Here is a 24,854-nt window from a genome sequence, read left to right as displayed (position 1 = left end):
GCCATGCCCACCATGAATATGATCCAGGCGCTGAACTCCGCGCTCGACGTCGTCCTGACCGAGGACCCCGACACCCTGATCTTTGGCGAGGACGTCGGCTATTTCGGTGGCGTGTTTCGCGTCACCGACGGGCTTCAGAAGAAGCACGGCCTGACCCGCTGCTTTGACGCCCCGATATCCGAAGGCGGCATCGTCGCCGCGGCGATCGGCATGGGGGCCTATGGCTTGCGCCCAATCCCCGAAATTCAATTCGCCGACTACATTCTACCAGCCTTCGATCAGCTAGTGTCGGAAGCCGCGCGCCTGCGCTATCGTTCGAATGGCGAATTTTGGGCTCCGATCACGGTGCGCTCGCCGTATGGCGGCGGGATCTTTGGCGGCCAGACCCACAGCCAGTCGCCCGAAGCGATCTTCGCCCATATTACCGGCCTGAAGACCGTCATCCCGTCCAATCCCTACGACGCCAAGGGTCTTTTGATCGCATCGATCGAGGACGATGATCCGGTGATCTTCCTGGAGCCGAAGAGGCTCTACAACGGACCATTCGACGGACGTCACGACCAGGCGCTGAAGACCTGGGCCGGCGATCCGAAGGCCGAGGTCCCCGCCGAACGCTACACCGTGCCACTCGGCAAGGCCGCGATCGTGCGCGAGGGACGCGAGGCCACCGTGTTGGCTTATGGCACGATGGTCCACGTCGCCTTGGCCGGGATCGAAGACAGCGGCGTGGACGCCGAACTGATCGACTTGCGCTCCATCGTGCCGCTCGACGTTGAGGCGATCGTGGCCTCGGTCAAGAAGACCGGACGATGTGTCATCCTTCACGAGGCCTCGCGGTTCGGGGGCTTCGGCGGAGAGCTGTCGGCCCTGGTTCAGGAGCGCTGCTTCTACCACCTCAAGAGCGCCGTGCGCCGGGTCGCGGGTTGGGACACGCCTTATCCGCACGCGTTCGAGTGGGACTATTTCCCGGGACCGGCGCGACTGGCCGCGGCGCTCAAAAGCGCGATGGAGGACTAGGCCATGGGGCGCTATCTGTTCCGCTTGCCCGATATCGGCGAAGGCGTCGCCGAGGCCGAGATCGTCGCCTTGCTCGTCAAGATCGGGGACAAGGTCGAGGAAGACCAGAACGTGGCCGAGGTGATGACCGACAAGGCCACGGTCGAACTAAGCTCGCCCGTCGCGGGCGTTGTAACCGCCGTTCATGGCGACATTGGCGGCATGATGCCCGTCGGCGCCGTACTGATCGAATTCGACAGCGAGGCAGGCGAGGCTGAGCCTATCGCCGTTCCAGCGGCTTCTCCCGCCGCGCCGGTTTCCGCCAAGGCGAGCGCGCCGTCCGCCCCCGAACCCACGCGGACCGCGCCGGTTGCGCCGCCGCGTCCGGCCGCTTCGTCCGGCCGCCCGGCTGGAGAGGCGCCGCTTGCCGCGCCCTCGACCCGCCGGCGCGCGCTCGATCTGGGCGTGACGCTCGCCCAAGTGCCTGGCAGCGGCCCTGGCGGCCGGATCACGCCCGACGATCTGGACGCCTTCCTGGCGTCCGATGGAAAGAGCGTCGGCGCCTCGGGTCTGGTTGCCCGCACCGGCGTCCAGGACACGCGTATCATCGGTCTGCGCCGCAAGATCGCTGAGAAGATGCAAGAGGCCAAGCGCCGCATTCCGCACATCAACTATGTCGAGGAATGCGACCTGACGGAGCTGGAGGCGCTGCGGCTCGACCTCAACGAACACCGCGCTGAAGATCAGCCCAAGCTGACGCTGTTGCCGTTCATCATGCGAGCGATGGTCAAGGCATTGCCGGATTTTCCTCAGGTCAACGCGCTCTATGACGACGATAACGGCGTGCTGCGCGCTCACCAGGGCGTGCACATCGGCATCGCCACCCAGACGCCGAACGGCCTGATTGTTCCGGTCGTGCGCCACGCCGAAGCGCGAGACCTTTGGGATTGCGCCCGTGAGGTCGCCCGGTTGGCCAAGGCCGTCCGCGACGGCTCGGCGTCGCGCGACGAGCTCTCTGGATCGACCATCACGCTCACCAGCATGGGACCCCTGGGCGGCATCGTCTCGACGCCGGTCATCAACCATCCCGAGGTCGCCATCCTCAATCCCAACAAGCTGGTGGATCGACCGATGGTTCAAGGCTCGTTCGTCACCATCCGCAAGATGATGAACCTCTCCTCGGCCTTCGATCACCGCATCGTCGACGGCTACGACGCCGCCCTGTTCGTCCAGCGCGTGAAGCGGCTGCTCGAACATCCCGCCCTGATCTTCATGGACTGATGCGATGACCGAGACTCTCAGACCCAAGGTCCTGGTCATCGGCGGCGGCCCGGGCGGCTACGTGGCGGCCATCCGCGCCGGCCAGCTGGGGCTGGACACGGTGCTCGTCGAAAGCGGTCGGTTGGGCGGCACCTGCCTGACGCGGGGCTGCATTCCGTCCAAGGCCCTGATCCATGCGGCCGGTCTCTATGAAGAGGCGGTAATGGCGAGCGCCGAGACGGGGAGGTTCGGCATTCACTTGAATCAGGCGCCGACCTTGCGGTTCGAGGAGACCGTCGGGTGGAAGGACGCGATCGTTGATCGGCTCAGCGTCGGCGTCGGCGGATTGCTGCGCAAGGCCAAGGTGAAGTCCGTGGTCGGTTGGGCGAGTTTCTCCGACGCCAAGACCTGCACCGTCGAAACCCCCGAAGGGCCGGTCACGATCCGGCCGGAGCACGTGATCCTGGCGACCGGTGCGACCGCCGTCGAGCTGCCGTTCCTGCCCTTTGGGGGCCGGGTGATCTCCTCGACCGAGGCGCTGTCGCTGCCCGAGGTCCCAGCGACCCTGGCCGTGGTCGGGGGCGGCTATATCGGCCTGGAACTGGGGATCGCGTTCGCCAAGCTGGGCTCGAAGGTCACGATCATCGAGGCAATGGATCGGCTCCTACCTCTCTACGACGCCCAGTTGACTGCGCCCGTGGCGCGTTGGCTCGAAAAGCATGGCGTCACGGTCTATCTCGGCGCGAAGGCCCTGGGTCAGGACCAGGAGGGCCTGCTGATCCAGACGGCGGGGGGCGAGCGCCAACTGGTCGTGCCGGCCGAGCGCATCCTCGTGACCGTGGGCCGCAAGCCCCAAACCGAGGGCTGGGGGCTCGACCAAATGGCGCTGGCGATGGACGGGCCATTCGTAAGGGTCGATGAGCGCTGTGCGACGTCCACCACCAACGTCTGGGCGATCGGCGATTTGGTCGGGGAGCCCATGTTGGCCCACAAGGCGTCAGCCCAGGGCGAGATGGTCGCCGAGATCATCGCGGGCCGCCGGCGCCGGTTCGAACCGGTCGCCATCGCGGCGGTGTGTTTCACCGAGCCGGAGATCGTCAGCGTTGGGCTGACGCCCGATCAGGCTCCTGAAGGCGTCGAGACCGTCGTGGGTCAATTCCCGTTCCAGGCCAATGGCCGCGCGCTGTCGATGCAGGCTGGGGACGATGGCGGCTTTGTTCGGATCTTGGCGCGCAAGTCCGATCATCGGATCCTCGGCATTCAGGCCGTCGGCCGCCACTGTTCGGAATTGGCCGGGGAGTTCGCCACCCTGATGGAAGTGGGCGGCGTCCTGGAGGACGTCGCCGGCGTCATCCATGTCCATCCCACCCTGGGCGAGGCCATCCACGAGAGCGCCCTTAAGGCGCTCGGTCACGCCATTCACATTTGACGCCCGGAACCTGATCATGAGCATTCCCTTCGCGCCCCAGTCGATGGAGTTCGGCTTGGGCGAAACCGTCGATATGATCCGCGATACGACCGCGCGCTGGGCCGCCGACCGGCTGGCGCCGCGCGCCGCCGAGATCGACGAAACCAACACCTTCGCGCGCGACCTGTGGCCCGAGATGGGCGCGCTGGGCCTGCATGGCGTCACGGTCGAGGAAGAGTTCGGCGGCCTGGGCCTAGGCTATCTCGAGCACGTCGTGGCCATGGAGGAAGTGTCGCGCGCCTCGGCCTCGATCGGACTGAGCTACGGCGCTCACTCCAATCTCTGCGTCAATCAGATTCGGCGCTGGGGCACGCCCGAACAGAAGCGCAGATACCTGCCCAAGCTGATTTCAGGCGAACACCTTGGATCGCTGGCCATGTCGGAGGCCGGTTCGGGATCGGACGTCATGTCCATGCGGACGCGAGCCGAGAAGAGGGGCGACCGCTACGTGCTGAACGGCACGAAATTCTGGATCACCAATTCTCCGACCGCGGACACCCTGGTCGTCTATGTGCGCACGGGGGAGGGGAGCGGTGGCGTCACGACCTTCCTGATCGAGAAGGGGATGAAGGGCTTCAGCGTTTCCAAGAAGCTCGACAAGATGGGCATGCGCGGGTCGGACACCGCCGAGCTGGTGTTTGAGGACTGCGAGGTCCCGGAGGAAAACGTCATGGGTCCCGTCGGCGGCGGGGCGGGGATCTTGATGAGCGGCCTCGACTACGAGCGTACGGTCCTGTCCGGCGGCCCGCTCGGTATCATGCAGGCGGCCCTCGACGTGGTCCTGCCCTACATCCGCGAAAGAAGGCAATTCGGCAAGGCGATCGGTTCATTCCAGCTGATGCAGGCCAAGGTCGCCGACATGTACGTCGCCCTAAACTCGGCCCGAGCCTACGTCTATGCGGTGGCGCGGGCCTGCGACGCGGGCAAGACCACGCGCTTCGACGCGGCGGGGGCGATTTTGCTGGCTTCGGAGAACGCCGTGAAGGTCAGCCTGGAGGCTGTGCAGGCTTTGGGCGGCGCCGGCTACACTAAGGAGTGGCCCGTCGAACGGCTCGTTCGGGACGCGAAGCTCTATGACATCGGCGCCGGCACCAACGAGATTCGCCGTTTCCTGATCGGCCGGGAGCTGCTGGGCTCGTGAGCGCGCCGGTCCTGACATCGTCGCTCTCGCCCCAGAGCGACACGTTCTTGGCCAATGCGCGCCATAACCGCGCTCTGGTCGACGCCCTCCGCGCCGCTGTCGGCAAGGCAAGCCTGGGCGGAGACGCGCGCGCTCGAGAGCGCCATGTCTCTCGCGGCAAGCTGCTGCCGCGCGACCGCGTCGATCGGCTCCTGGACCCCGGGTCGCCTTTCCTGGAGATCGGCCAGTTGGCCGCCAACGGCATGTACGCGACCGCCGCGGACGCCGAAGGCGCGCCAGGCGCTGGGATGATCTGCGGCATTGGCCGAGTGGCGGGGCGCCAGGTGATGATCGTCTGCAATGACCCGACCGTGAAGGGCGGCGCCTATTTTCCGATGACGGTGAAGAAGCACCTGCGCGCCCAGGAGATCGCCGAGCAGAACTATCTGCCCTGCGTCTATCTGGTCGACAGCGGCGGCGCCAACCTGCCCCATCAGGCCGAAGTGTTCCCCGACCGCGAGCACTTTGGCCGCATCTTCTTCAACCAGGCGAACATGTCCGCCAAGGGCATCCCGCAGATCGCCTGTGTCATGGGCTCCTGCACCGCCGGCGGCGCCTATGTCCCAGCGATGAGCGACGAAACGGTCATCGTCCGTAACCAGGGCACCATCTTTCTCGCCGGGCCGCCGCTGGTGAAGGCGGCCACGGGCGAGGTCATCTCGGCCGAGGATTTGGGCGGGGCCGACACCCACGGGCGCAAATCCGGCGTCGTCGATCATGTCGCCGACAATGACGAGCACGCCCTGACCATCGTTCGCGACATCGTCTCGACCCTGCCGCCGCAGGCCACGCCGCCGATCAACCTTTCGGCCGTACAGCCGCCGAAATACGCGGCCGAGGAGCTTTATGGCGTGACGCCGCAGGATGTGCGCGCCCCCTACGATGTGCGCGAGGTGATCGCCCGGATCGTCGACGGCTCGGCGTTCCATGAGTTCAAGGCGCTGTACGGCGCGAGCCTGGTCTGCGGCTTCGCCCACATCTGGGGCCTGCCCGTGGCGATCCTGGCCAACAACGGCGTCCTGTTCTCCGAAAGCGCCCAGAAGGGCGCGCACTTCATCGAGCTGGCCTGTCAGCGCAAAGTCCCGCTGTTGTTCCTGCAGAACATCTCGGGCTTCATGGTCGGCGGCAAGTACGAAGCCGAGGGCATTGCCAAGCATGGCGCCAAGCTGGTCACGGCCGTGGCCACGGCCAGCGTGCCGAAGATCACCGTCCTGATCGGGGGCTCGTTCGGCGCTGGCAATTACGGCATGTGCGGTCGGGCCTACAGTCCGCGTTTCCTGTTCACCTGGCCCAATTCGCGGATTTCGGTGATGGGCGGCGAACAGGCCGCCAGCGTGCTGGCCACCGTCCACCGCGACGCGGCCAAGTGGACGCCCGAGGAGGCCGAGGCCTTCAAGGCGCCGATCCGTCAAAAGTACGAAGACGAGGGCAACCCCTACTACGCGACCGCCCGGCTGTGGGACGACGGCATCATCGACCCGGCTCAAACGCGCGACGTGCTGGGGCTGGCCTTGGCCGCCACGCTGAACGCGCCCCTGCCCGAACGCCCCGCGTTCGGTGTGTTCCGGATGTGACGTCCATGATCGAGTCCCTGCTTATCGCCAATCGCGGCGAGATCGCCTGTCGCATCATCCGGACGGCCCGGGCGTTGGGCGTGCGCACCATCGCGGTCTATTCCGACGCTGACGGCGCGGCCCTGCATGTCCGGCTCGCCGACGAGGCCGTGCATATCGGCCCGTCGCCGGCTCGAGAATCCTATCTGCTTGGCGAGCGCATCATCGCCGCCGCCAAAGCGACCGGGGCCCAGGCCATTCACCCAGGCTATGGCTTCCTGTCTGAGAACGCCGACTTCGCCGATGCGGTGCAGGCCGCTGGCCTGATATGGGTCGGCGCGCCCGCGTCTTCGATCCGGGCCATGGGTCTCAAGGATTCGGCCAAGGCGTTGATGCTCGCCGCTGGCGTGCCCGTGACCCCCGGCTACATGGGCGACAACCAAGATCCCGACCACCTCAGAGCACAGGCCGACGCCATCGGCTATCCGGTCCTGATCAAGGCCGTCGCGGGCGGCGGCGGCAAGGGTATGCGCAAGGTCGAGGCCTCCGCCGAGTTCCTCGATATGCTCGCCTCATGCAAGCGGGAGGCGACCGCGTCGTTCGGTGATGATCGGGTCCTGATCGAGAAGTACATCCTGTCGCCGCGGCACATCGAGGTACAGGTCTTTGGCGACACTCACGGCGACGTCGTGCACCTGTTCGAACGCGACTGCTCCTTGCAGCGACGCCATCAGAAGGTGATCGAGGAAGCGCCTGCGCCGGGCATGACGGCCGATGTACGCCAAGCCGTCTGCGCGGCGGCGGTAAAGGCGGCCAAGGCCGTCGACTACGTTGGGGCCGGCACGATCGAGTTCATCGCCGACGCCTCGGACGGCCTGCGGTCCGACCGCATCTGGTTCATGGAAATGAACACACGGCTGCAAGTCGAGCATCCGGTGACCGAAGCGATCACGGGTCAGGACTTGGTCGAGTGGCAACTGCGGGTCGCCTCGGGCGAGCGCCTTCCCAAGCGCCAGGACGAACTGCAGATCACCGGCTGGTCCATGGAGGCGCGCCTCTACGCCGAGAACCCGACCGCCGGCTTCCTGCCTTCCACGGGGCCGCTGACAAGGCTGCGGCTGCCCGGCGATATCCGCATCGACACGGGGGTTCACGAAGGCGGTGAAGTCACGCCGTTCTACGATCCAATGATCGCCAAGCTGATCGTCCATGCGCCGACGCGCCAGGCGGCGGCCGCCAAGCTCGCCGCCGCCGCCGGTCAGGTTCAAGTCTGGCCCGTCCGTACGAACGCCGCCTTCCTGGCGCGGGCGGCGGCCGATGACGACTTCGTGGCCGGCAGAGTCGATACGGGCTTCATCGAGCGCGGCCTGTCCTCCCTGGTTCCAGCCGCCGAACCCTCCGCAGCGATCCAGGCGGAAGCCGCCTCGGCGCTCCTTTCGGCGCCCATGGGCCGCCCTTGGATTGACCTGACCGGCTTTCGAGCCAATGGGCCAGCTCAGCGCCGCGTCGCGGTCGACGTGGCGGGCTCTATTCAGCTTGCCGAGCCTGCGCCGGAGGCCAGAGGCCAGGTTACGTCGATCGATGGGCGCGACGTCCTGTTCCTCGACGGCGAAGCCTGGTCCATCGGTCCAGGCCGCGTGGACGGCGTCGGCGACGGCCGCGCGTCAGACGGCGCGATCCTCAGCCCCATGCCTGGGAGGGTGATCGCGGTTGATGTCGAAGCGGGGCAGACGGTGTTGCGTGGCCAGAAGCTTCTGACGCTGGAGGCCATGAAAATGGAACACGGCATGATCGCGCCTTTCGATGGCGTCGTTCGCACGCTGGTGGTCAAGGCCGGCGACCAGGTCGGGGAGGGGGCGCTGCTGGCGCGCATCGAGACGGGGGCGGACTGATGGCTGGGCGCCACTTCGAGGACTGGACCATCGGCGACCGCATGGCGCATGACATCCGCCGCACCGTGACCGAGACGGACAACCTCCTGTTTTCGGTCATGACCCACAATCCGCAACCGTTGCATCTGGACGCCGAGGCGGCCAGGGCGAGCGAATTTGGCCGTATCCTCGTCAACGGCACCTTCACCTTCGCCCTGATGGTCGGCCTTTCTGTGGGCGACACGACGCTGGGGACGCTTGTCGCCAACCTCGGATACGACACGCTGGTCATGCCCGCGCCGGTGTTCATCGGCGACACCCTGCGCGCCGAGACGGAGGTCGTGGGGCTCAAGGACAGTCGATCGCGACCCCTCGCCGGTCTGGTGACCTTCGCGCACAAGCTGCTGAACCAGCGTGACGAGGTCGTTTGTTCGTGCCAGCGCACGGCTCTCGTGGCTCGACGCCCATGAAATTGCGATCACTCCTATTCGTCCCCGGCGACCGGCCGGAGCGCTTCGACAAAGCCGCCGCCTCCGGCGCCGATGCGATCATCCTTGATCTTGAGGACGCCGTGGCGCCGGCGCGAAAGGCCTTCGCCCGGCAGGCGGTCGCCGACTATTTGGCCGCGGCCGTCGGTGGTGTCGTTCACTTAGTCCGCATCAATCCGGTGGACAGCCCATGGCTCCGAGCCGACCTGCAAACCGCGGCGGCAAGCCAGGGACTGGTCCTGCCCAAGGCCGAAGGCGTTGAGACCTTTGACCGCCTGGATGCGGCCGCAAAGGATCTGTCGCTGCCGCCGATCCTGCCGATCGCGACGGAAACCCCTTTGGCCGTGTTCCGAATGGCCGAGTACGTCCGCTTCGCCGATCGTCTGCTCGGGCTGACCTGGGGGGCCGAGGACCTGCCCGCCGCCATAGGGGCTGCTGGAAGCCGCGACGCCGCGGGGCTGCTCACCGCGCCCTACCAATTGGTCCGCACGCTCAGCTTGTTCGCCGCCCACGCCGCCAAAACCCTGGCGATCGAAACGGTCTATCCAAATATCCGCGATCTGGACGGCCTGGCCGCCTACGCCGCAAGGGGCGCTTTCGATGGCTTCTCGGGCATGATGGCGATCCATCCGTCTCAGGTCGAAGCCATAAACCTGGCGTTCACGCCGACCGCCGAGGCGCTTGATCAAGCCCGATCGGTTGTCGCGGCTTTTGCCGAGACGCCTGGCGCCGGCGCGGTGCAATGGAACGGACGCATGTTGGATGCGCCTCATCTCAAACAGGCCCTACGTCTTCTTGGCGAGGCGTGAGGATGGGTCCAGATAGGCGTCTCGGAACATCAGCAGGCGCCGTGCCGGTCGGGACGCCGAAGACGCCGCGGGCGCTTGCGTCCGCCGGCGCGATGGCGGCGCAAACTATGAAAGGCGAGTCATGAGCACGGTTATCATCGGGGCGGGTCATGCGGGAGGCGCCGCCGCCGCCGTTCTTCGACAGCTCGGCCATGACCAGCCCATCATTCTGATCGGTGAGGAGCCTCACCCGCCCTATCAGCGCCCGCCGCTTTCGAAAGGGTGGCTTAAGGGCGAGGTTGGCGAGGATGGTCTGCTGCTTCGGCCCCGCGCGTGGTACGCCGAAAATCAAGTCGAGCTGCGAACCTCGACCCGCGTGGTGAACATCGATCGCCAGGCGCGACAGCTGACGATGTCGACCGACGACACCCTCTCCTACGACACTTTGATCCTGGCGACGGGCTCGCGGGCGCGAAAGCTGGTGTTGCCCGGCAGCGATCTGAAGGGCTTCCTAGAACTGCGCACGATCGAGGACGCCGAAGCCATCAAGGCCTGGTTCCGTCCGGGCTTTCGGCTTGCGATCATCGGCGGCGGCTATGTCGGCCTGGAGGTCGCGGCCTCAGCGCGCCAGCTGGGCGCCGAGGTCGACGTGCTCGAGCGTGAAGACCGCCTTTTGGCCCGGGTCGCGGGGCCGGTGATGTCGTCGTTCTTTCGCGACGTTCACGAGCAGAATGGCGTCCGTTTTCACTTTGGCGTTGCGGTCGAAGGATACGAGGGGCTGGATGGGCACGTGTCGGGGGTGAGGCTTTCAGGTCGGCCGCCGCTCCATTGCGATGCGGTGTTGGTTGGCGTCGGCGCCGTTCCAAACGATGACTTGGCGGTGGCTGCGGGCTTGGCGTGTGATGATGGCGTGATCGTGGATGGCCGAGCGCGGACCTCGGATTCGCGCGTCTTCGCCATCGGTGACGTGACGCGTCGGCCCATGACGTTCTACGACAGGACCTTGCGTCTGGAGAGCGTGCCCAATGCGCTGGAACAGGCGCGCCAAGCCGCCGCCGCCATCGTCGGCGCGCCCGAGCCAAAGCCCGAGACGCCGTGGTTCTGGTCCGATCAATACGACATCAAGCTGCAGATCGGCGGCATGCCGTTCGACGTCGACGCGGTAGTTTTGCGCGGCGATCCGGCGGCGCGCAAGTTCTCGCTGTTTCACCTCTCCAAGGGTCGTGTCCAGGCGGTGGAGGCGATCAACAGCCCGCCGGAATTCATGGTCGGGCGCCAATGGCTGGCGTCGCGTCGCGAGGTGGATCCCGCTCGCCTGGCTGACGTCTCGATCCCAATCAAAGAAGTCTAGCGCCACCCGCGCCCGGCGCTTGAAAGCTCGGCTTCGGCCGGAATAGAATTCTTATATTAGAATCGAATTCTCGCATCGGCGTCGCGATGCGTGGGGAGAGCCATCACATGAAGATCGGGATCAGCGGCGCGGGCGGCAAGCTCGGGGCCGGCGTCGTGGATGAGCTTCTGCGCCGCGGCGGCCATGACGTCGTGGGCATATCGCGCACGCCGTCGAACCTCTCCGCGCCCGAAACGCGGTTCGGCGACTATGATCAGCCGGAAAGCCTTACAGCCGCCTATGCCGGCCTTGACCGTCTGCTGATCATTCCAACGACAGCGCTCGCGCCTGGCCAACGCGCCAGGCAGAATATCGCGGCGATCGACGCGGCGAACCGAGCCGGTGTCGCGCATATCGCCTTCATGTCCTCGTCCGGCGCGAGGGCCAGGCCCGAGCCGGACGTCTGGGCTTCGTACTTCGCCACCGAGCAGCATCTGATGCGCACCGCGGCGCGCTGGAGCGTTCTGCGAATGAACTACTATATCGAATCCTTCGCGGACGAGGCGCGGCGCGCGTTCGACCAGGGCGCCCTCGTCGGGCTTGGTGAAAGTAGGGTCGCCTTTGTCTCGCGCGCGGACCTTGCCGCCGCCGCGGCCGGACTCCTGGCAGGGGCCGGACACGAGGGCGCCATCTACACCGGGACCGGCCCGCGGACATGGTCGGTCGCCGAGCGTCTGGACCTGATCGTCAGGCTCAGCGGAAGGCCGTTGGCCTCAACAGTGCTGACCCCCGAGGCGTTGCGCGCCGGCCTGAGCCAGAGCGGTCTTCCGCCGCATGTTGTCGAGGTCGCGCTGTCCATTCGGCAAGGCTTCGTCGATGGCGGTTTCGACATTGTCACCGGCGATATCGAAAGACTTGCTGGGCGTCCGCCGCAAGCCATGGAAGACGCCCTCCGCGACGCCTTCTAGGGCGCCGATCGCCTTCGATCGACAAACCGTCAGGGCGGGTCGGGACGATCCGCGGACATCTGAGCGCGATGCCGCTCGAAATGATCCGGTCGCCTCTCGACCCAGACCCCTTCGGCCGTGGCCCGATCTTGGTGCTCGTCCTCGAGGCGCAACGCGCCCGCCATGGTGATACGCCGTCCCTCACGCGACAGGACCCGCGTCCTTAGGACGAGCGGCCGCGCAACCGGGACGGGCATGAGGAAGCTGACCGAGAGCGTGGCGGTCACACTCTTGACGCCGCGATGGGTCAGAAAACGGCCCAGGACATCGTCGAAAACGCCGGCGATCCAGCCGCCGTGCGCAACTTCCGGACCGCCGTCGAAATCGGCGGGACATTGTACGAATGCCACGCCCTCTTCGGGAGACGTGGCGTTAAATAGGTCGGCCCCGAACCGGCAGCTTCTGTCCCCGACCCGGCAGCCCCTGCAGAGCGCGATGCGTTCATCAACCAAGGCTTACCCTTCCAAAGGTTTTCGGATCGCGCTATGCGAAACGTCATTTGAATATCAGAATGTATGGAAGCGTCCCGCCGCAGCGCTGATGTTTCGCTTTCAGTATGATTCTGATAGTGAATTGCTTGAATTTGGCGGTGTTCGTCGAAGATGGAGTGCGCATGGCGCGATCAGCAGTGGGCACGGTCTCCCGCGACGATGGGGAGAGCCTTGACGGAGGGGGGAGCGACCTTTCCGAAAAGACGGTAATCGTCAAACCCGCGGCCAATGCGATCCGTATCCTGAAATTCCTGGTCGAATCGGGCGGGCCGACACGGTCGGTGACCATCTCGCGGAGCCTTGGGCTCAACGCCAGCACCTGCTTCAACATCCTTCGCACTCTGGTGCTGGAGGATGTCGTCGAGTTCGATCCGCTCACCAAGACCTATACCGTGGGCGTTGGTTTGACGACGCTGATGGGCAATCTGTTGACCGAGGGTCAACGTGTGGCGACCGCCACGCCGCAGATGCGCGACCTGGCCGATCGCTTCAACATCACCGTGACCCTGTGGAAGCGACTGGGGCCCGACAAGATCATTCTGGTCAAGAGCGTGCCGAGCCCGGCGAACGTTCGCATTGAAATGGCCGAAGGCCAGCGACTGCCTGTGCTCATGGCCTCGACGGGCCGGATCATGGCGCCGCACCTGGGCTGGACGCGAAAGGACCTGAAGACCGCGTTCAAGGCTCTGCGTTGGCAGACACCCCTGACCTTCGAGGACTACTGGGAACAGGTGGAGGCCGCCGAGAGGCGCGGCTGGGCCAGCGACCCGGGCTACTTCACCAAAGGCGTGCAGACCATCGCCGCGCCGGTGTTTGACCGAACCGGCGATGTGGCCTTCAGCATCGTTGGGGTGATGCTGCTCGGCCAGTATGAAGACGCCGCGCTCGAAGAGATTGGCACTGCCCTGCGCGACGCTGGCCGGCGCCTGACCAGCGCCCTGACCTGATCGCCGCGTCATCAACGATCGCCTAGGCCGGCTCTGGTCTTCCAGTCCGGCGGCGGGGCTTCATCGGCGGCGAAATCGAGCTCGACTTCGACGCCGTTCGGATCGAACAAAAACAGCTGCCAGAAGCTGAACGGGCGGGGCGTGCGGATCACCCGATAGGTTAGGCCCGCCGCGGCGATGCGCGCGGCGGCCGCCTGAAAGCCCTGCGCGAAGAAGGCCATGTGGTCCAATGCCCCTCGCCGCGGCTCGGGCATGCGCGTCGTCTCGACGATGTGCAAAAGCGGATGATCGCCGACATAGAGCCACGCTCCGCCGACGCCAAAATCGGGCCTTGGCCCCATCGTCAGCCCGAGCATGGCGTAGAAATCGAGAGTCTCGGTCAATCGGTCCGTCATGACGGTGAAGTGGTCCATGCGGACGATCATCGACTACCCCGCTTTTTTTGCCGCCATGCCGAGATGACGATGGCAGGTATTTTCTAGACACTTTTGCGATTTTTGTTATAGAAAGAAATTCTGAATGGCGGTGGCGGTCCAAAAGCCCTGCCCGGTTGAGAGGCGGCGACAAGCCGCCCTTTTGGAAGCGAGGAAAGCCAGATGACAGTCGATGACATGATCCTTGTGAGCGTGGACGACCACGTCATCGAGCCGCCGAATGCCTTTACGCCACACTGGCCGCAGCACCTGAAAGGCCGCGAGCCGCACATCGAAGAGCGCGACGGTCGCGACGTCTGGATGTTCGAGGAAAAGGCCTCCGGCTACATGGGCCTCAATTCCGTCGTCGGCCGCCCGAAGGAAGAGTACGGCATGGAGCCGCTCAACTACGCGCAGATGCGCCGCGGCACGTGGGACATCAAGGCGCGCGTTGAGGATATGGACGCCAACGGCATCCTGGGTTCGATCTGCTTCCCGACGTTCCCGGGGTTCGCCGGCGCTCGGTTCCAAACCGCCTCGAAGCAGGATCCCGAGGTCGCCCTGGCGGCGATCCGGGCCTACAATGACTGGCACTTCTATGACTGGGCCGGCGCCGCGCCCGGCCGTTTCATCCCGCTTATGCTGACGCCGTTCTGGGACATGCAGGCGGCCGTCGCCGAAGTGGAGCGAATGGCGAAGCTGGGCGTCCACGCCCTGTCGTTCTCGGACAACCCGGCGCTTGCGGGCTGGCCCTCGCTGCATGACGCCTATTGGGATCCGCTCTGGAAGGCCTGCGCCGACAATCAGGTGGTTATCTGCTGCCACATCGGCACGGGCTCGGCGGCCGCGCACGCGTCGGACCTGTCGCCCATCGACGCCTGGATCACCTCGATGCCGATCTCGATCGCCAACTCGGCGGCCGACTGGATCTGGGCGCCGATGTGGAAGAAGTACCCCACGCTGAAGATGGCCCTTTCCGAAGGCGGCATCGGTTGGATTCCCTACCTGCTGGAACGCGCCGATTTCACCCACGGCCACCACAATGCCTGGACCAATTCGAATTTCGGCCCCGGCGTGATGCCCAGCGACATCTACAAGAAGCACATCATCAGCTGCTTCATCGAAGACAAGTTCGGTCTGGCCAACCTCGACTACATCGGCGAGGACATGGTCATGTACGAATGCGACTATCCGCACTCGGACTCGGTCTGGCCGCACTCGGCCGAGAAGCTGTGGAACGACGTTCAGCACCTGTCGCGTGAGACGATCGACAAGATCACCCACATCAATGCGATGCGCGAATTCTCCTATGACCCGTTCTCGGTGCTGAAGAAGGAAGATTGCACCGTCGGCGCCCTGAAGGCGGCGGCTGCGGCCGTCCCGGTTCATACTGATCCGCTGCTCGGCCTCGGGGGCGCTGCGCCCAAGCGGGAAGCCGGCAAGCCGGTGACCTCGGGCGACATCAACCGGATGTTCGCGAACGCTTCTGCGGAATCGACGGTCTCGGGCCGCCGCTAGACGGCCCGGCCGGAGATCAAGGCGCCCGCCGGAACAGCCACCGGCGGGCGTTCTTATGTCCGCTTTCCCTCGATCCAGCGCCCCGCGCGCCCGAGCAAGCGCACGGCGTTGCCATGCAGGCGTTGGCCGATATCCATCGGGGCCTTGCCGGCGCAGGCCCGCGCGTAGCTGCCTTCCAGGATCAAGGCCAGCTTGTAGCAAGCAAACACCCGGTACCAATTCAGGTTCGACAGATCCGAACCCGTCAGCCGGCCATAGACCTCAACCAGTTCCTCGGACTCCGGAAAGCCCTCCCACGGCTCGACGGCGATCGTCGTCTGGCTCATGTCTCCGCCCGGACCCGGCCAGGTCGCCAGCAGCCAGCCGAGATCGACCAAGGGATCGCCGATCGTCGACAGCTCCCAGTCAATGATGGCTTCGATGACCGGCGCGTCCTGACGAAACAGCACGTTCTTGAGATGAAAGTCGCCATGCATCAGGCCGGGACGAAAGGTCCTGGGCCGATGGGCTTCCAACCAGTCGCCGATGGGGCCGACATCGGGCAGGCCGACGGCGCCGGGCCAGCCTGGGAACTCCGCGTAACTTTCAAGCTGCGTCAGCCATCGACGCGCCTGGCGTTCAAGGAAGCCATCCGGCTTGCCAAAATCAGCAAGCCCGACCGCCGCATAGTCGATGAGCGCGACGCGGGACAGGCCGTCAACAACCGACAGGCCCATCGCGCGCCGCGCCGCGGGCGACCCGGCGTGCAGGGGCGGCATGCCCACCGCGGCGTTGAATCCCTCAAGCGGTTCCATCAAGTAGAACGCCGCCCCGAGCACCGAGGCGTCGTCGCACGCGGCGATCAGGCCGGCGTGAGGCACGCCCGATCCCCTGAGCGCCTTGAGCACGCGCGCCTCGCGCCGCATCGTATCGCTGCCGTCATGGCGCGGATTGGCGGGCGGACGGCGCAGGACGTAGCCGCGACCGCTTCGGTTGAAGCGTAGCAGGACATTCTGCGAGCCGCCGGTTAATTGAACGACGTCGACGATGGGGCCCGAACCCAAACCTTCGCCATCCATCCACGCGGACAGGGAGTCGAGGTCGACCAACTCGAGACCGTGGGGACGATCGATGGTCATGCGACCGCCGCCCTCAGACCCGCCTCGCCGCCGGTCAGGCCAAGCTTGCTCAGCGCCGCCTGACGACGCGCGGGCAGATGGTAATCCGGAAAGAGACCCGGCGAACGCTTTCGGCCTCGCAGGAGCTGCTTGGCCAGGGTCACCTTGTGAATGTCGGTCGGTCCGTCTGCCAAACCGACCTGGAACGAGTCTAGCACCATCGCCGCCAACGGCGTCTCGTTCGACAGTCCCAGACAGCCGTGGACATAGACCGCGCGCGCGGCGATGTCGTGGAGCACCTTGGGCATGGCCGCCTTGACCGCCGAAATGTCGCCACGCACCTTGTTGTAGTCCTGCTCGCGATCGATCTTCCAGGCCGTGCGTAGGACCAGCAGGCGAAATTGCTCGAGTTCGATCCAGCTGTCGGCGATCTTCTCCTGAACCAGTTGCTTGTCGGCCAGCAGCTCGTTGCGCGTGATGCGCGACAGGGCGCGATCGCACAGCATGTCGAACGCTTGGCGGGCTTTTCCGATCGTTCTCATGGCGTGGTGAATACGACCGCCGCCCAATCGAACCTGGGCCACGACAAAGCCGTCGCCGCGGCCGCCCAGCATATGATCGAGCGGAACGGCGACATCGGTGAAGCGCAAATAGGCATGGGCCGGATCGCGATCGCCGTAGCCGACATTGCGAACGATCTCGAGCCCGGGCGCGCCCTTGGGAATGATGAAGACCGAAAGGCGTCGATGGGGAGGAGCGTCGGGCTCGGTAACGGCCATGACCAGGAAGAAACTCGCGTAGCGGGCGTTGGTGGCGAACCATTTCTCGCCGTTGAGCACCCATTGATCGCCCTTCAGGACCGCGCGGGTCGAAAAGGTCGTCGGGTCGGCGCCGCCCTGCGGTTCTGTCATCGAAAAGCAGGAGACGATGTCATTGGCGAGCAGGGGCTGGAGATAGCGCGCCTTCTGTTCGGCGGTGCCGTAGACCGCGAGAATTTCGGCGTTGCCGGAATCGGGCGCCTGGCAGCCAAAGACGGTCGGCGCGAAGATCGAGCGCCCCAGAATCTCGTTCATCAAGGCCAGCTTGACCTGGCCATAGCCAGGCCCTCCCAGCTCAGGGCCAAGGTGACAGGCCCAGAGACCCCGCGCCTTGACCTGTTGCTGCAGCGGACGAACGAAACGTTGGTTCAGGGGGTTGTCGACGTCGAATGGGCTTTGCAAGACGAGGTCGAGCGGCTCGACCTCATCGCGGACAAAGGCGTCGATCCAGGCCAACTGCTCGGCAAAATCGGGGTCGGTTTCGAAGTCCCAGGCCATTGGCCGCCTCCGTTCATACTTGATTGTCAGGACAGGGTGCGGCCGCCATCGACGACGATCGTCTCGCCCACGATGTAGGAGGCCAGCGGAGACGCCAGGAACAGCGCCACGCCCGCGACCTCCTTGGGAAGGCCCAGGCGCTTGAGGGGAATGCCCCTTAGGCGTTCCTGGAGGCGGTCGGGGTCGGAGGTGGTGACCGCGGTCATCTTGGTGGCGATCAGGCCCGGCGCGATGCCGTTGACGCGAATGGCGCGTCCGGCCCAGGCGTCGCCCAGCGTCCGCGTCAAATGGATCGCGCCGGCCTTGGACGCCGAATAGGCCGGATTGCCGCGCGTGGCGCGCAGGCCGCCCACCGAACTGATGATGATCAGGCTTCCGGCCCGCGCCTCGAGCGCCGGCGCCAGCTTCTGGGCGCAGGCCATAAGGCTGGTCAGGTTAACTTCCACCACGTGGCGGAAGGTGTCGGCCTCGAACTCCTTGCGCCGGTACTCCACCGCCCCTTGGGACAGGATCGCGACGTCAACAGCCTCAAAAGGCGCGGTCCATTGGTCGATCGCGCCGGGCGTGGCCAGATTCAGGCTGGAAAATTCAAACGGCTCCAGGGCCGAAGCGCCATCGCCATAGGCGGCCTTGTTCGCACGAGTGCCCGTTATGGCGACTGTCGCGCCGCGCCTGGCGAACTCTTGCGCGCAGGCCAGCCCGATCCCGCTCGATCCGCCAATGACGAGCACGCGCTTTTCGGTGAAGTCGAGATCCACGAGAGGCCTAAAACGATTGAATGAAACGGTTGCTTTATTTTTCATGCCTGGGATAAACCGTCAATCCATGAAAGCCGACATCGCCAGGGACGCGATCAAGCGGGCCGCTCAGAGCCTATTCGCCGCGCGGGGCGTGGACGCTGTCTCCGTGCGCGAAATCCTGACGGCGGCCGGCCATCGCAACGGCGCGTCGCTGCATTACTATTTCGGGTCCAAAGACGACTTGGTTGAGCAGCTGGTCATCGACGGCGCGCGTCTGATCGATGAGCGCCGCAACGCCCGGCTCGATGCGCTGGAAGCCGATGGCGGGCCTCATGCGCTGCGAGACGTGATGGAGGTGCTGATCCTGCCGTCCACCGACCTCGGCGAGGGCGGAGGGGAGGGGGACTACCTGCGGTTCATCAGCACTTTCAGCCTGCAAAACCGAGTGGCTTTCGACGCCATCGTCGCTGATGGCTGGAACCGGGGCTATCAGCGGTGCCTGGATCATATCCGGCGGCTTTCCGCCTTGCCGCAGGAGATGCTCGAGCGCCGGCTGGTGTTCCTGAGCTTGGGGCTGCGCGCGATCATGACGGCGCGAGAAGCGGCGCTGGCCGCGCATCCCAATCATGCGTTCTGGGGCGCTGCTACGCTGGAGGATCTGGTCGAGACGCTCGTGGGCATGGTTACGCCCGAGCCCGGCGTCTAGGTGCGCGCGGTGCGCCGCATGGACTCGAAATGAGTCTTCCCGTTTAGAAATCAGAATGAAATTCGTGTATCAGATTTTTTCTTGCGATGTCTCCCGCCTCTGACTAGCATCGCGGCAGATCGCCCGATCGGGCAGATCCAATGGCTCCAACGGATTTCGCCACAGATGCGAAGACGAGAGCGGGGGAGAGATCTGAATGACCAATGCGAGAGCGAGCGTATCGCGCGGAGTCCTGGCCTGGGCCTTGGCGTCCATGTTGTCGGCCCCAGCCCTTGCCCAGGTTCAGGCGCAGGCTCCGGCGACCGAGGAGTCCGCCACCGGTCTCGACAGTATTGTCGTCACCGCCCGCCGTCGCGACGAGGCACCGATCTCGGTGCCGGTCTCGGTGACAGTCCTGGGCGCGGCGCAGCTCAAAGCTCTCGCTGTTGACAGTCTGCAGGACCTGCGCGCGGTGACGCCCGGCATCACCGTAGGGGAGGTGTCGGGGGGCGTCGGCGGAACGGTGGCGTTGCGCGGTGTCGGCACGACGGCGGGATCAAACCCGACCTTCGAGCAGACGGTGGCGGTCAATGTCGACGGCATCCAGCTCTCGCGCGGCGGGGCGGTGCGCATTGGCCAGATCGACATGGAGAAGATCGAGGTTCTTCGGGGACCGCAGGCGCTGTTCTTCGGCAAGAACAGCCCGGCCGGCGTCATCTCGATCACCACGGCCGACCCGACCTCGACGTTGGACGCCGAGGTGCGCGGCGGCTATGAGTTCAACGCTCGGGAGCGTCAGCTTGAGGCGATGATCTCTGGACCGTTGACCAGCACGCTCGGCGCGCGCTTGGTCGTCTACGGCGCGGATATGGACGGCTGGCGCACCAATATTGCCGACAGCGCCGCCACCGCTGCGAACGCGATCCGGTCGGGCTCGGTGACCGGCTCGACGAACCGAGGACCGCAGCAAAAATTCTTCTTCACGCGCGCCACCCTGAAGTGGCGGCCGACCGAGGCCTTCGACGCGCGGCTCAAGCTCAGCTACGCCGACAACAAGGGGATCGGCTACAATCAAGCGGGCGGGTTCCAGCGGATCTACTGCCCCAATGGCGCGCCCCAACTGGCGCCGCAGGCCACGGCCCTGAATGGCGGCGCGGCCAACCCGGCCTTGGCCGCAGCGTTGTCGGTCGACAACTGCCGCGCCGACGCGACCTACGCCAATGGCAACATCAACCCGGCCTTTCTGGTCGGCTCGCCCGAAGGGTTCACGGATCCGGACGGCGCTGGCGACTACAGCCAGCAACTCTATTCGTTGGAAATGAACTATCGGCCGAGCGATCGGGTAACCCTGACATCCGTCACCGGCTGGGCCAAGAACAAGGATTTCCGCGCCGACACCTACGCTGTCGCGCCTTCCGACGCGGTGGCGGCCAACGACTTCACCGGCAATACCGGCTACACTCAGTTCACCCAGGAGGCGCGTCTGGCCACGGACCTGTCCGGGCCGGTCAACTTCCTGGTCGGAGCCTTCTACGAGGACTCCGATCTGCAGACCTACACCCGCAACGTGCTGGCGGGCGCGCCGCTCTTCCTGCACGACATCGACGGCAAGACCCGATCGGTGTTCGGCCAGGCGATCTGGGACATCACGGGCAAGCTTGAGCTGGCCGGCGGTCTGCGCTGGAGCAAGGAGACCAAGGATTTCGCGGTGACCCGGGACGGGGCGCCGCAGCCGGTGTCGCCCGCCTCGGCGGATTTCAAGAACACCTCGCCCGAAGTGACCTTGACCTGGCGGCCGACCACACGGCTCACCCTCTACGGGGCCTACAAGCAGGGCTTCAAGTCGGGCGGCTTCGCTGCGGCCACCAATACCGGCGCCGCCTTCACGACGCCGCTGAACGCGCTCTATCTGCCGGAATCGGCCGAAGGGGTCGAAGGCGGCGTTAAGGCGCTTCTGTTTGACGGGGCGTTGCGCGTCAACACCGCCGCATACGACTACGACTATACCAACCTGCAGGTGAACTCCCTCGACAACTCTAGCGGCGTGCCGGTGATCCGCGTAAACAACGCCGGTGCGGCGACCGTAAAGGGTGTGGAGAGCGACTTCACCTGGAGGCCGGCAGGCGCGCCGGGTCTGACGATCCGCGGCGCGGCCAACTACAACGACGCCAAGTACACTGACTTCCTGGCGACCTGCTACATCGGCCAGACCATCGCCGAAGGGTGCAACCTGCTGATCAACCCGACCACTGGGCGCTACACAGGCCAACAATTGGCGGGCCAGCGCATGGTGAACGCGCCCAAGTGGACCGGGTCGTTGGGCGCGGCCTACACCGGCCAGAGCGGTTTCAAGGGAATCGAATGGGGCATGAACGTCGACGGCCTCTACAAGTCCCAATACAATCCTCATCCTGAACTTCATCCTGGCGCCCTGCAGGATGGGGTGGTCTTCCTGAACGCTGGCGTTCGCGTGTTCCGCAGCGACCATCGGTGGGAGCTGGCGCTGGTGGGGCGCAACTTGACGGAAAAATATCGGGTCGACGTCGCTTCCAACGTGCCCCAGACCGGGATCTCTACCCGAACGGGGTCGGCCCTGACCGGGGGGCTCGCCGACCTGAGCGGCAACGTCAATCGCGGTCGCGAGATCATGCTGCAACTGACCGTCCGACCGTTCTGAAAGGACTGGCCGCGCCGTCCCGCGGCAGGAGAACACGCCGCGGTTCGGCTTGCAGGCCGGACCGCGCAGGCGTCTAGAACCGGCCGAATGAGGCCAACGGAGGGTGAAGCCGATGCGTTTGGTCACATTTGAATCCCAGGGCCGTCGCCGGGCGGGGGCCTTCATCGAAGGCGATAGCCGGATCGTCGACTTGGCCGCCGCGCATCAGCAGCGGCATGGAGACCATGCGGCTGAACTGGCTGATATCCTGGCGTTGATCGAAGGGGGAGACGACGCGCTCGACAAGGCGATGGAAGCGGTCAAGTCCGCGCCGGAGACGGCGATCCTGGCCCGTGCGGACGTCAAGCTGAGGGCGCCCATCCAGCCACCGCCCCAAATGCGCGACTGCAGTTGCTTTGAGCTGCACCTGCGCCAATGCTATTCGGCCGCGCGCGAGATGCGGGCCAAGGCCAAGGGCGTCGAGGTGATCGCAGACACCGGGCCCTCGCCAGCCGAACAACGGATTCTCGACCTCTTCGCCAAACAGCCGATCTATTACAAGGCCAACCGCTTCTCGGTAGTCGGCTCCGAGGAGGCGGTGATCTGGCCCTCCTATTCGCGCAGTATGGATTTCGAGCTCGAGTATGGCTGCTACATCAAGAAGCTGGCCAAGGACGTTCCGGCGGAGAAGGCCGGCGACTACATCTTCGGTTACACGATCTACAACGATTTTAGCGCCCGCGACGCGCAATCCGTTGAAATGATCGGTCAGCTGGGGCCGGCCAAGGGCAAGGATTTCGACACCGGCAACGCGATGGGGCCCTGCCTGGTCACAGCCGACGAAATGCCCAACCCCTACGACCTGACCATGATCGCGCGGGTCAATGGCGAGGAATGGGGTCGGGGTAACACCAGTACGATGCATTGGAAGTTCGAGGATCTGATCGCCTATATCTCGCGGTCGGAGACGCTGTATCCGGGCGAGTTCCTGGGATCGGGCACGATCGGCAACGGCTGCGGCCTGGAGGCCCAGCGGTTCCTGAAGCCGGGCGACGAGGTCGAATTGGACGTCGAAGGGATCGGCGTGCTGCGCAATCGGATTGTCAGGCCCGCCTAGACCAGGCCGCCATAGGCCCCGCCGTCCAGTTGCAGGTTCTGGCCGGTGATATAGCCCGCGCGATCCGAGCACAGGAAGGCGCAGGCGTCACCCACCTCCGAGGGGCGCCCGAACCGGCCAGCGGGGATCGCGCCGATCATTTCGGCGCGGGCCGCGGCCTCGTCGACCTGGCGCGCGCGGGCCAGGGATCGGGTCATTTGCGCCAGTCGATCGGTCTCGATCTTTTCGGGTAGGATGCAGTTGACGGTGACGCCGTCGCTGGCGGCCTCGCCGGCGAGGGCCTTGCAGAACGCGGTCAGTCCCGCGCGGGGTCCGGTGGACAGGGCCATCGGGAATTTCGGGGTCTTGACCATGGCCGAGGTGATGGCGACCACGCGGCCAAACCCCCTCTGGCGCATGCCGCCGATCACCGCCTGGATCAACAGGATCGGCGAGATCATCTTGGCCGCGACGACATCGCTCCAGGCCGCCTCGGTCCAGTCCGCCAGTCGGCCAGGCTTGGGGCCGCCGCTGTTGCAGACCAGGATGTCGGGCTCGGGGCAGGCGATCAGCGCCGTCGTCCGTCCTTGCGCTGTGTCGATGTCGGCGAGGATCGTATGCGGCCGCCGCCCGGTCAGGGTCTCGATCTCGAGGGCCGCCGCCTCCAGGCGATCGGCGTCCCGGCCGTTGATCCACACCTCGACGCCTTCGACGCTCAACGAGATGGCGCAGGCCTTTCCAAGGCCCGACGACGAGGCGCAGACGAGCGCGCGCTTTCCGGCGATGCCAAGGTCCATGGGCGTGCTCCAGATCGCCCTCAGAGCGTGCGGGCGATGATTTCCTTCATGATCTCGGACGTGCCGGCGTAGATGCGGGCAACGCGCGCATCCACCCAGGCGCGTCCCACGTCGTATTCGCTCATATAGCCGTAACCGCCGTGAAGCTGGAGGAGTTCATCCAGCAACTGGCCGTGCAGTTCGGCGCTGGTCAGTTTGGCCATGGCGGCGGTCTCGGCCGTCAGCTGGCCGTCGAACAGCTTCTGCAGGCAGTCGTCGATGAAGACGCGCAGCATCTGGCTCCGCGCTCTCACTTCGGCCAGCTTGAACCGCGTGTTCTGGAACTCGAACAGCGGCTTACCGAAGACGATGCGGTCCTTGGTGTAGGCGATGGTCTTGTCGAGCATCGACTCCACCGAGGCGGCGGCGCGGATGCCGATGATCAGCCGCTCCTTGGCCAGCTCGGTCATCAGACAGCCGAAGCCCTTGCTTTCCTCGCCCAAGCGGTTTTCGACCGGCACCCGCACTTCCGAGAAGAACAGCTCCGAGGTGTCCTGGCCGCGAAGACCGACCTTCTCCAGCTTCTTGCCCTTGTCGAAGCCGGGCGTTCCCGCCTCGACGCAGAACAGGGTGATGTCCTTTGGGTTGGCTTGGCCCTCGACCTTCGCCGCGACGATCGCCAAGCCCGAATTGATACCGTTGGTGATGAAGGTCTTCTGGCCCGACAGGATGTAGTGGTCGCCGTCCCGGACGGCCTTGGTCTTCATGCCGCGCAAGTCGCTGCCGATCTGCGGTTCGGACATGGCGATGACCGCGATCAGGTCGCCGCTGATCAGGCGCGGCAGCCAGCGCGCCTTCTGCGCGTCGGTGCCGTAGTTGACCAGATAGGGCACGGCGATGTCGGAGTGGGTGGTAAAGCCGACGGCCGTGGCGTTGACCCGCGCCAGCTCTTCGATCAGGACCGCACTGTGGCCAAAGTCACCGCCGGGGCCGCCGTATTCTTCGGGCGCGGTGACGCACAGCAGACCCTGCTCGCCGGCTCGAAGCCACAACGATTGGGGCACGATGCCATCGCGTTCCCACTGAGCGTGATGTGGAACGATCTCGGTCTCGACGAACCGCCGGACCTGATCGCGGAACATTTCGTGGTCGTCGCGGAACACCTTGCGCATGGTCAT

At 65.5% G+C, this 24,854-nt stretch carries 22 protein-coding genes; 15 read left to right on the top strand and 7 right to left on the bottom strand.

Going from position 1 to position 24,854, the window contains the following annotated elements:
• Nucleotides 1–3 precede the first annotated feature (3 nt).
• The 10 genes from AC1RJ9_RS18605 to AC1RJ9_RS18560 all read left to right on the top strand — a co-directional run bounded on the left by AC1RJ9_RS18605 (nt 4) and on the right by AC1RJ9_RS18560 (nt 11,902).
• Nucleotides 4–1,017 (top strand): alpha-ketoacid dehydrogenase subunit beta, encoded by a 1,014-nt coding sequence (locus tag AC1RJ9_RS18605; RefSeq protein WP_062099359.1) that lies wholly within the window; start codon nt 4–6, stop codon nt 1,015–1,017.
• A gap of 3 nt (nt 1,018–1,020) precedes the next feature.
• The gene (locus AC1RJ9_RS18600) at nt 1,021–2,277 is read left to right on the top strand and encodes a dihydrolipoamide acetyltransferase family protein (protein WP_099504273.1); all 1,257 of its coding nucleotides are present in this window, start codon (nt 1,021–1,023) and stop codon (nt 2,275–2,277) included.
• A 4-nt stretch (nt 2,278–2,281) separates the two neighbouring features.
• Nucleotides 2,282–3,685, top strand: coding sequence for a dihydrolipoyl dehydrogenase (gene lpdA, locus AC1RJ9_RS18595; RefSeq protein WP_492838753.1), 1,404 nt, complete (start codon nt 2,282–2,284; stop codon nt 3,683–3,685).
• A 16-nt stretch (nt 3,686–3,701) separates the two neighbouring features.
• Entirely contained in the window at nt 3,702–4,865 is a 1,164-nt protein-coding gene (locus AC1RJ9_RS18590) for an isovaleryl-CoA dehydrogenase (RefSeq protein ID WP_062099353.1), read from the top strand.
• Between the two features lie 11 nt (nt 4,866–4,876).
• Nucleotides 4,877–6,478: a carboxyl transferase domain-containing protein gene (locus AC1RJ9_RS18585; protein WP_199170763.1), complete on the top strand. Its 1,602-nt coding sequence runs from the start codon at nt 4,877–4,879 to the stop codon at nt 6,476–6,478.
• 5 nt (nt 6,479–6,483) lie between these two features.
• A complete protein-coding gene (locus AC1RJ9_RS18580; protein WP_492838755.1) occupies nt 6,484–8,349 on the top strand; it encodes an acetyl/propionyl/methylcrotonyl-CoA carboxylase subunit alpha in 1,866 nt (621 codons plus the stop codon).
• Nucleotides 8,349–8,798: a MaoC family dehydratase gene (locus AC1RJ9_RS18575; RefSeq protein WP_099504281.1), complete on the top strand. Its 450-nt coding sequence runs from the start codon at nt 8,349–8,351 to the stop codon at nt 8,796–8,798. Before AC1RJ9_RS18580 ends, AC1RJ9_RS18575 begins: the two co-directional genes overlap by 1 nt.
• Nucleotides 8,795–9,625: an HpcH/HpaI aldolase/citrate lyase family protein gene (locus AC1RJ9_RS18570; protein WP_099504283.1), complete on the top strand. Its 831-nt coding sequence runs from the start codon at nt 8,795–8,797 to the stop codon at nt 9,623–9,625. The genes AC1RJ9_RS18575 and AC1RJ9_RS18570 overlap by 4 nt, the downstream gene beginning before the upstream one ends.
• Before the next feature lie 121 nt (nt 9,626–9,746).
• Entirely contained in the window at nt 9,747–10,955 is a 1,209-nt protein-coding gene (locus tag AC1RJ9_RS18565) for an NAD(P)/FAD-dependent oxidoreductase (RefSeq protein WP_099582585.1), read from the top strand.
• A 107-nt stretch (nt 10,956–11,062) separates the two neighbouring features.
• Nucleotides 11,063–11,902, top strand: a complete 840-nt coding sequence (locus AC1RJ9_RS18560) for an NAD(P)H-binding protein (RefSeq protein WP_099582586.1) — start codon at nt 11,063–11,065, stop codon at nt 11,900–11,902.
• Nucleotides 11,903–11,931: 29 nt separating this feature from the next.
• Here the strand turns inward: AC1RJ9_RS18560 and AC1RJ9_RS18555 are convergent, their stop codons facing one another.
• A complete protein-coding gene (locus AC1RJ9_RS18555) occupies nt 11,932–12,393 on the bottom strand; it encodes a hotdog domain-containing protein (RefSeq protein ID WP_199170755.1) in 462 nt (153 codons plus the stop codon).
• Nucleotides 12,394–12,530: 137 nt separating this feature from the next.
• Between AC1RJ9_RS18555 and AC1RJ9_RS18550 the strand changes: the two genes are divergently transcribed.
• Nucleotides 12,531–13,379: an IclR family transcriptional regulator gene (locus tag AC1RJ9_RS18550; protein WP_233206826.1), complete on the top strand. Its 849-nt coding sequence runs from the start codon at nt 12,531–12,533 to the stop codon at nt 13,377–13,379.
• Between the two features lie 11 nt (nt 13,380–13,390).
• Here AC1RJ9_RS18550 and AC1RJ9_RS18545 read toward each other — a convergent pair whose 3' ends face one another.
• The gene (locus tag AC1RJ9_RS18545) at nt 13,391–13,792 is read right to left on the bottom strand and encodes a VOC family protein (protein WP_492838757.1); all 402 of its coding nucleotides are present in this window, start codon (nt 13,790–13,792) and stop codon (nt 13,391–13,393) included.
• A gap of 183 nt (nt 13,793–13,975) precedes the next feature.
• On the opposite strand from AC1RJ9_RS18545, the gene AC1RJ9_RS18540 reads away from it, so the two are divergent.
• Nucleotides 13,976–15,310, top strand: coding sequence for an amidohydrolase family protein (locus tag AC1RJ9_RS18540; protein WP_062099327.1), 1,335 nt, complete (start codon nt 13,976–13,978; stop codon nt 15,308–15,310).
• A gap of 53 nt (nt 15,311–15,363) precedes the next feature.
• Here the strand turns inward: AC1RJ9_RS18540 and AC1RJ9_RS18535 are convergent, their stop codons facing one another.
• The 3 genes from AC1RJ9_RS18535 to AC1RJ9_RS18525 are packed head-to-tail and all read right to left on the bottom strand — an operon-like array spanning nt 15,364 to nt 18,481.
• Entirely contained in the window at nt 15,364–16,428 is a 1,065-nt protein-coding gene (locus AC1RJ9_RS18535; protein WP_492838758.1) for a phosphotransferase family protein, read from the bottom strand.
• The gene (locus tag AC1RJ9_RS18530; RefSeq protein WP_099582589.1) at nt 16,425–17,723 is read right to left on the bottom strand and encodes an acyl-CoA dehydrogenase family protein; all 1,299 of its coding nucleotides are present in this window, start codon (nt 17,721–17,723) and stop codon (nt 16,425–16,427) included. The genes AC1RJ9_RS18535 and AC1RJ9_RS18530 overlap by 4 nt, the downstream gene beginning before the upstream one ends.
• Before the next feature lie 26 nt (nt 17,724–17,749).
• Nucleotides 17,750–18,481, bottom strand: coding sequence for an SDR family NAD(P)-dependent oxidoreductase (locus AC1RJ9_RS18525; protein ID WP_099582590.1), 732 nt, complete (start codon nt 18,479–18,481; stop codon nt 17,750–17,752).
• 67 nt (nt 18,482–18,548) lie between these two features.
• Between AC1RJ9_RS18525 and AC1RJ9_RS18520 the strand changes: the two genes are divergently transcribed.
• From AC1RJ9_RS18520 to AC1RJ9_RS18510, 3 genes are all read left to right on the top strand, one after another.
• On the top strand, nt 18,549–19,169 hold the full coding sequence (locus tag AC1RJ9_RS18520) for a TetR/AcrR family transcriptional regulator (protein ID WP_158235513.1): 621 nt from the start codon (nt 18,549–18,551) through the stop codon (nt 19,167–19,169).
• Between the two features lie 196 nt (nt 19,170–19,365).
• Complete coding sequence (locus AC1RJ9_RS18515) at nt 19,366–21,825, top strand: TonB-dependent receptor (RefSeq protein WP_099582592.1); 2,460 nt, start codon at nt 19,366–19,368, stop codon at nt 21,823–21,825.
• A 190-nt stretch (nt 21,826–22,015) separates the two neighbouring features.
• Complete coding sequence (locus AC1RJ9_RS18510) at nt 22,016–22,921, top strand: fumarylacetoacetate hydrolase family protein (protein WP_492838761.1); 906 nt, start codon at nt 22,016–22,018, stop codon at nt 22,919–22,921.
• On the opposite strand, the gene AC1RJ9_RS18505 is transcribed toward AC1RJ9_RS18510, so the two are convergent.
• Nucleotides 22,918–23,697: an SDR family oxidoreductase gene (locus tag AC1RJ9_RS18505; protein WP_062099318.1), complete on the bottom strand. Its 780-nt coding sequence runs from the start codon at nt 23,695–23,697 to the stop codon at nt 22,918–22,920. The genes AC1RJ9_RS18510 and AC1RJ9_RS18505 overlap by 4 nt on opposite strands.
• 20 nt (nt 23,698–23,717) lie before the next feature.
• A complete protein-coding gene (locus AC1RJ9_RS18500) occupies nt 23,718–24,854 on the bottom strand; it encodes an acyl-CoA dehydrogenase family protein (protein ID WP_492838764.1) in 1,137 nt (378 codons plus the stop codon).

It is taken from the genome of Caulobacter sp. GW822-FHT07D08, from assembly GCF_058798735.1.
Note: the sequence above shows the minus strand (reverse complement) of the source record. Positions and strands in the feature narration are given on the sequence as shown.

Excerpts from the sequence above, each read along its gene's own strand:
- AC1RJ9_RS18570 (WP_099504283.1), top strand. The coding sequence starts at position 8,795 with ATGAAATTGCGATCACTCCTATTCGTCCCCGGCGACCGGCCGGAGCGC.
- AC1RJ9_RS18590 (WP_062099353.1), top strand. The coding sequence starts at position 3,702 with ATGAGCATTCCCTTCGCGCCCCAGTCGATGGAGTTCGGCTTGGGCGAA.
- AC1RJ9_RS18575 (WP_099504281.1), top strand. The coding sequence starts at position 8,349 with ATGGCTGGGCGCCACTTCGAGGACTGGACCATCGGCGACCGCATGGCG.
- AC1RJ9_RS18565 (WP_099582585.1), top strand. The coding sequence starts at position 9,747 with ATGAGCACGGTTATCATCGGGGCGGGTCATGCGGGAGGCGCCGCCGCC.
- AC1RJ9_RS18580 (WP_492838755.1), top strand. The coding sequence starts at position 6,484 with ATGATCGAGTCCCTGCTTATCGCCAATCGCGGCGAGATCGCCTGTCGC.
- AC1RJ9_RS18605 (WP_062099359.1), top strand. The coding sequence starts at position 4 with ATGCCCACCATGAATATGATCCAGGCGCTGAACTCCGCGCTCGACGTC.
- AC1RJ9_RS18535 (WP_492838758.1), bottom strand. The coding sequence starts at position 16,428 with ATGACCATCGATCGTCCCCACGGTCTCGAGTTGGTCGACCTCGACTCC.
- AC1RJ9_RS18500 (WP_492838764.1), bottom strand. The coding sequence starts at position 24,854 with ATGACCATGCGCAAGGTGTTCCGCGACGACCACGAAATGTTCCGCGAT.
- AC1RJ9_RS18530 (WP_099582589.1), bottom strand. The coding sequence starts at position 17,723 with ATGGCCTGGGACTTCGAAACCGACCCCGATTTTGCCGAGCAGTTGGCC.
- AC1RJ9_RS18540 (WP_062099327.1), top strand. The coding sequence starts at position 13,976 with ATGACAGTCGATGACATGATCCTTGTGAGCGTGGACGACCACGTCATC.
- AC1RJ9_RS18520 (WP_158235513.1), top strand. The coding sequence starts at position 18,549 with ATGAAAGCCGACATCGCCAGGGACGCGATCAAGCGGGCCGCTCAGAGC.
- lpdA (WP_492838753.1), top strand. The coding sequence starts at position 2,282 with ATGACCGAGACTCTCAGACCCAAGGTCCTGGTCATCGGCGGCGGCCCG.
- AC1RJ9_RS18515 (WP_099582592.1), top strand. The coding sequence starts at position 19,366 with ATGACCAATGCGAGAGCGAGCGTATCGCGCGGAGTCCTGGCCTGGGCC.
- AC1RJ9_RS18560 (WP_099582586.1), top strand. The coding sequence starts at position 11,063 with ATGAAGATCGGGATCAGCGGCGCGGGCGGCAAGCTCGGGGCCGGCGTC.
- AC1RJ9_RS18505 (WP_062099318.1), bottom strand. The coding sequence starts at position 23,697 with ATGGACCTTGGCATCGCCGGAAAGCGCGCGCTCGTCTGCGCCTCGTCG.
- AC1RJ9_RS18600 (WP_099504273.1), top strand. The coding sequence starts at position 1,021 with ATGGGGCGCTATCTGTTCCGCTTGCCCGATATCGGCGAAGGCGTCGCC.
- AC1RJ9_RS18545 (WP_492838757.1), bottom strand. The coding sequence starts at position 13,792 with ATGGACCACTTCACCGTCATGACGGACCGATTGACCGAGACTCTCGAT.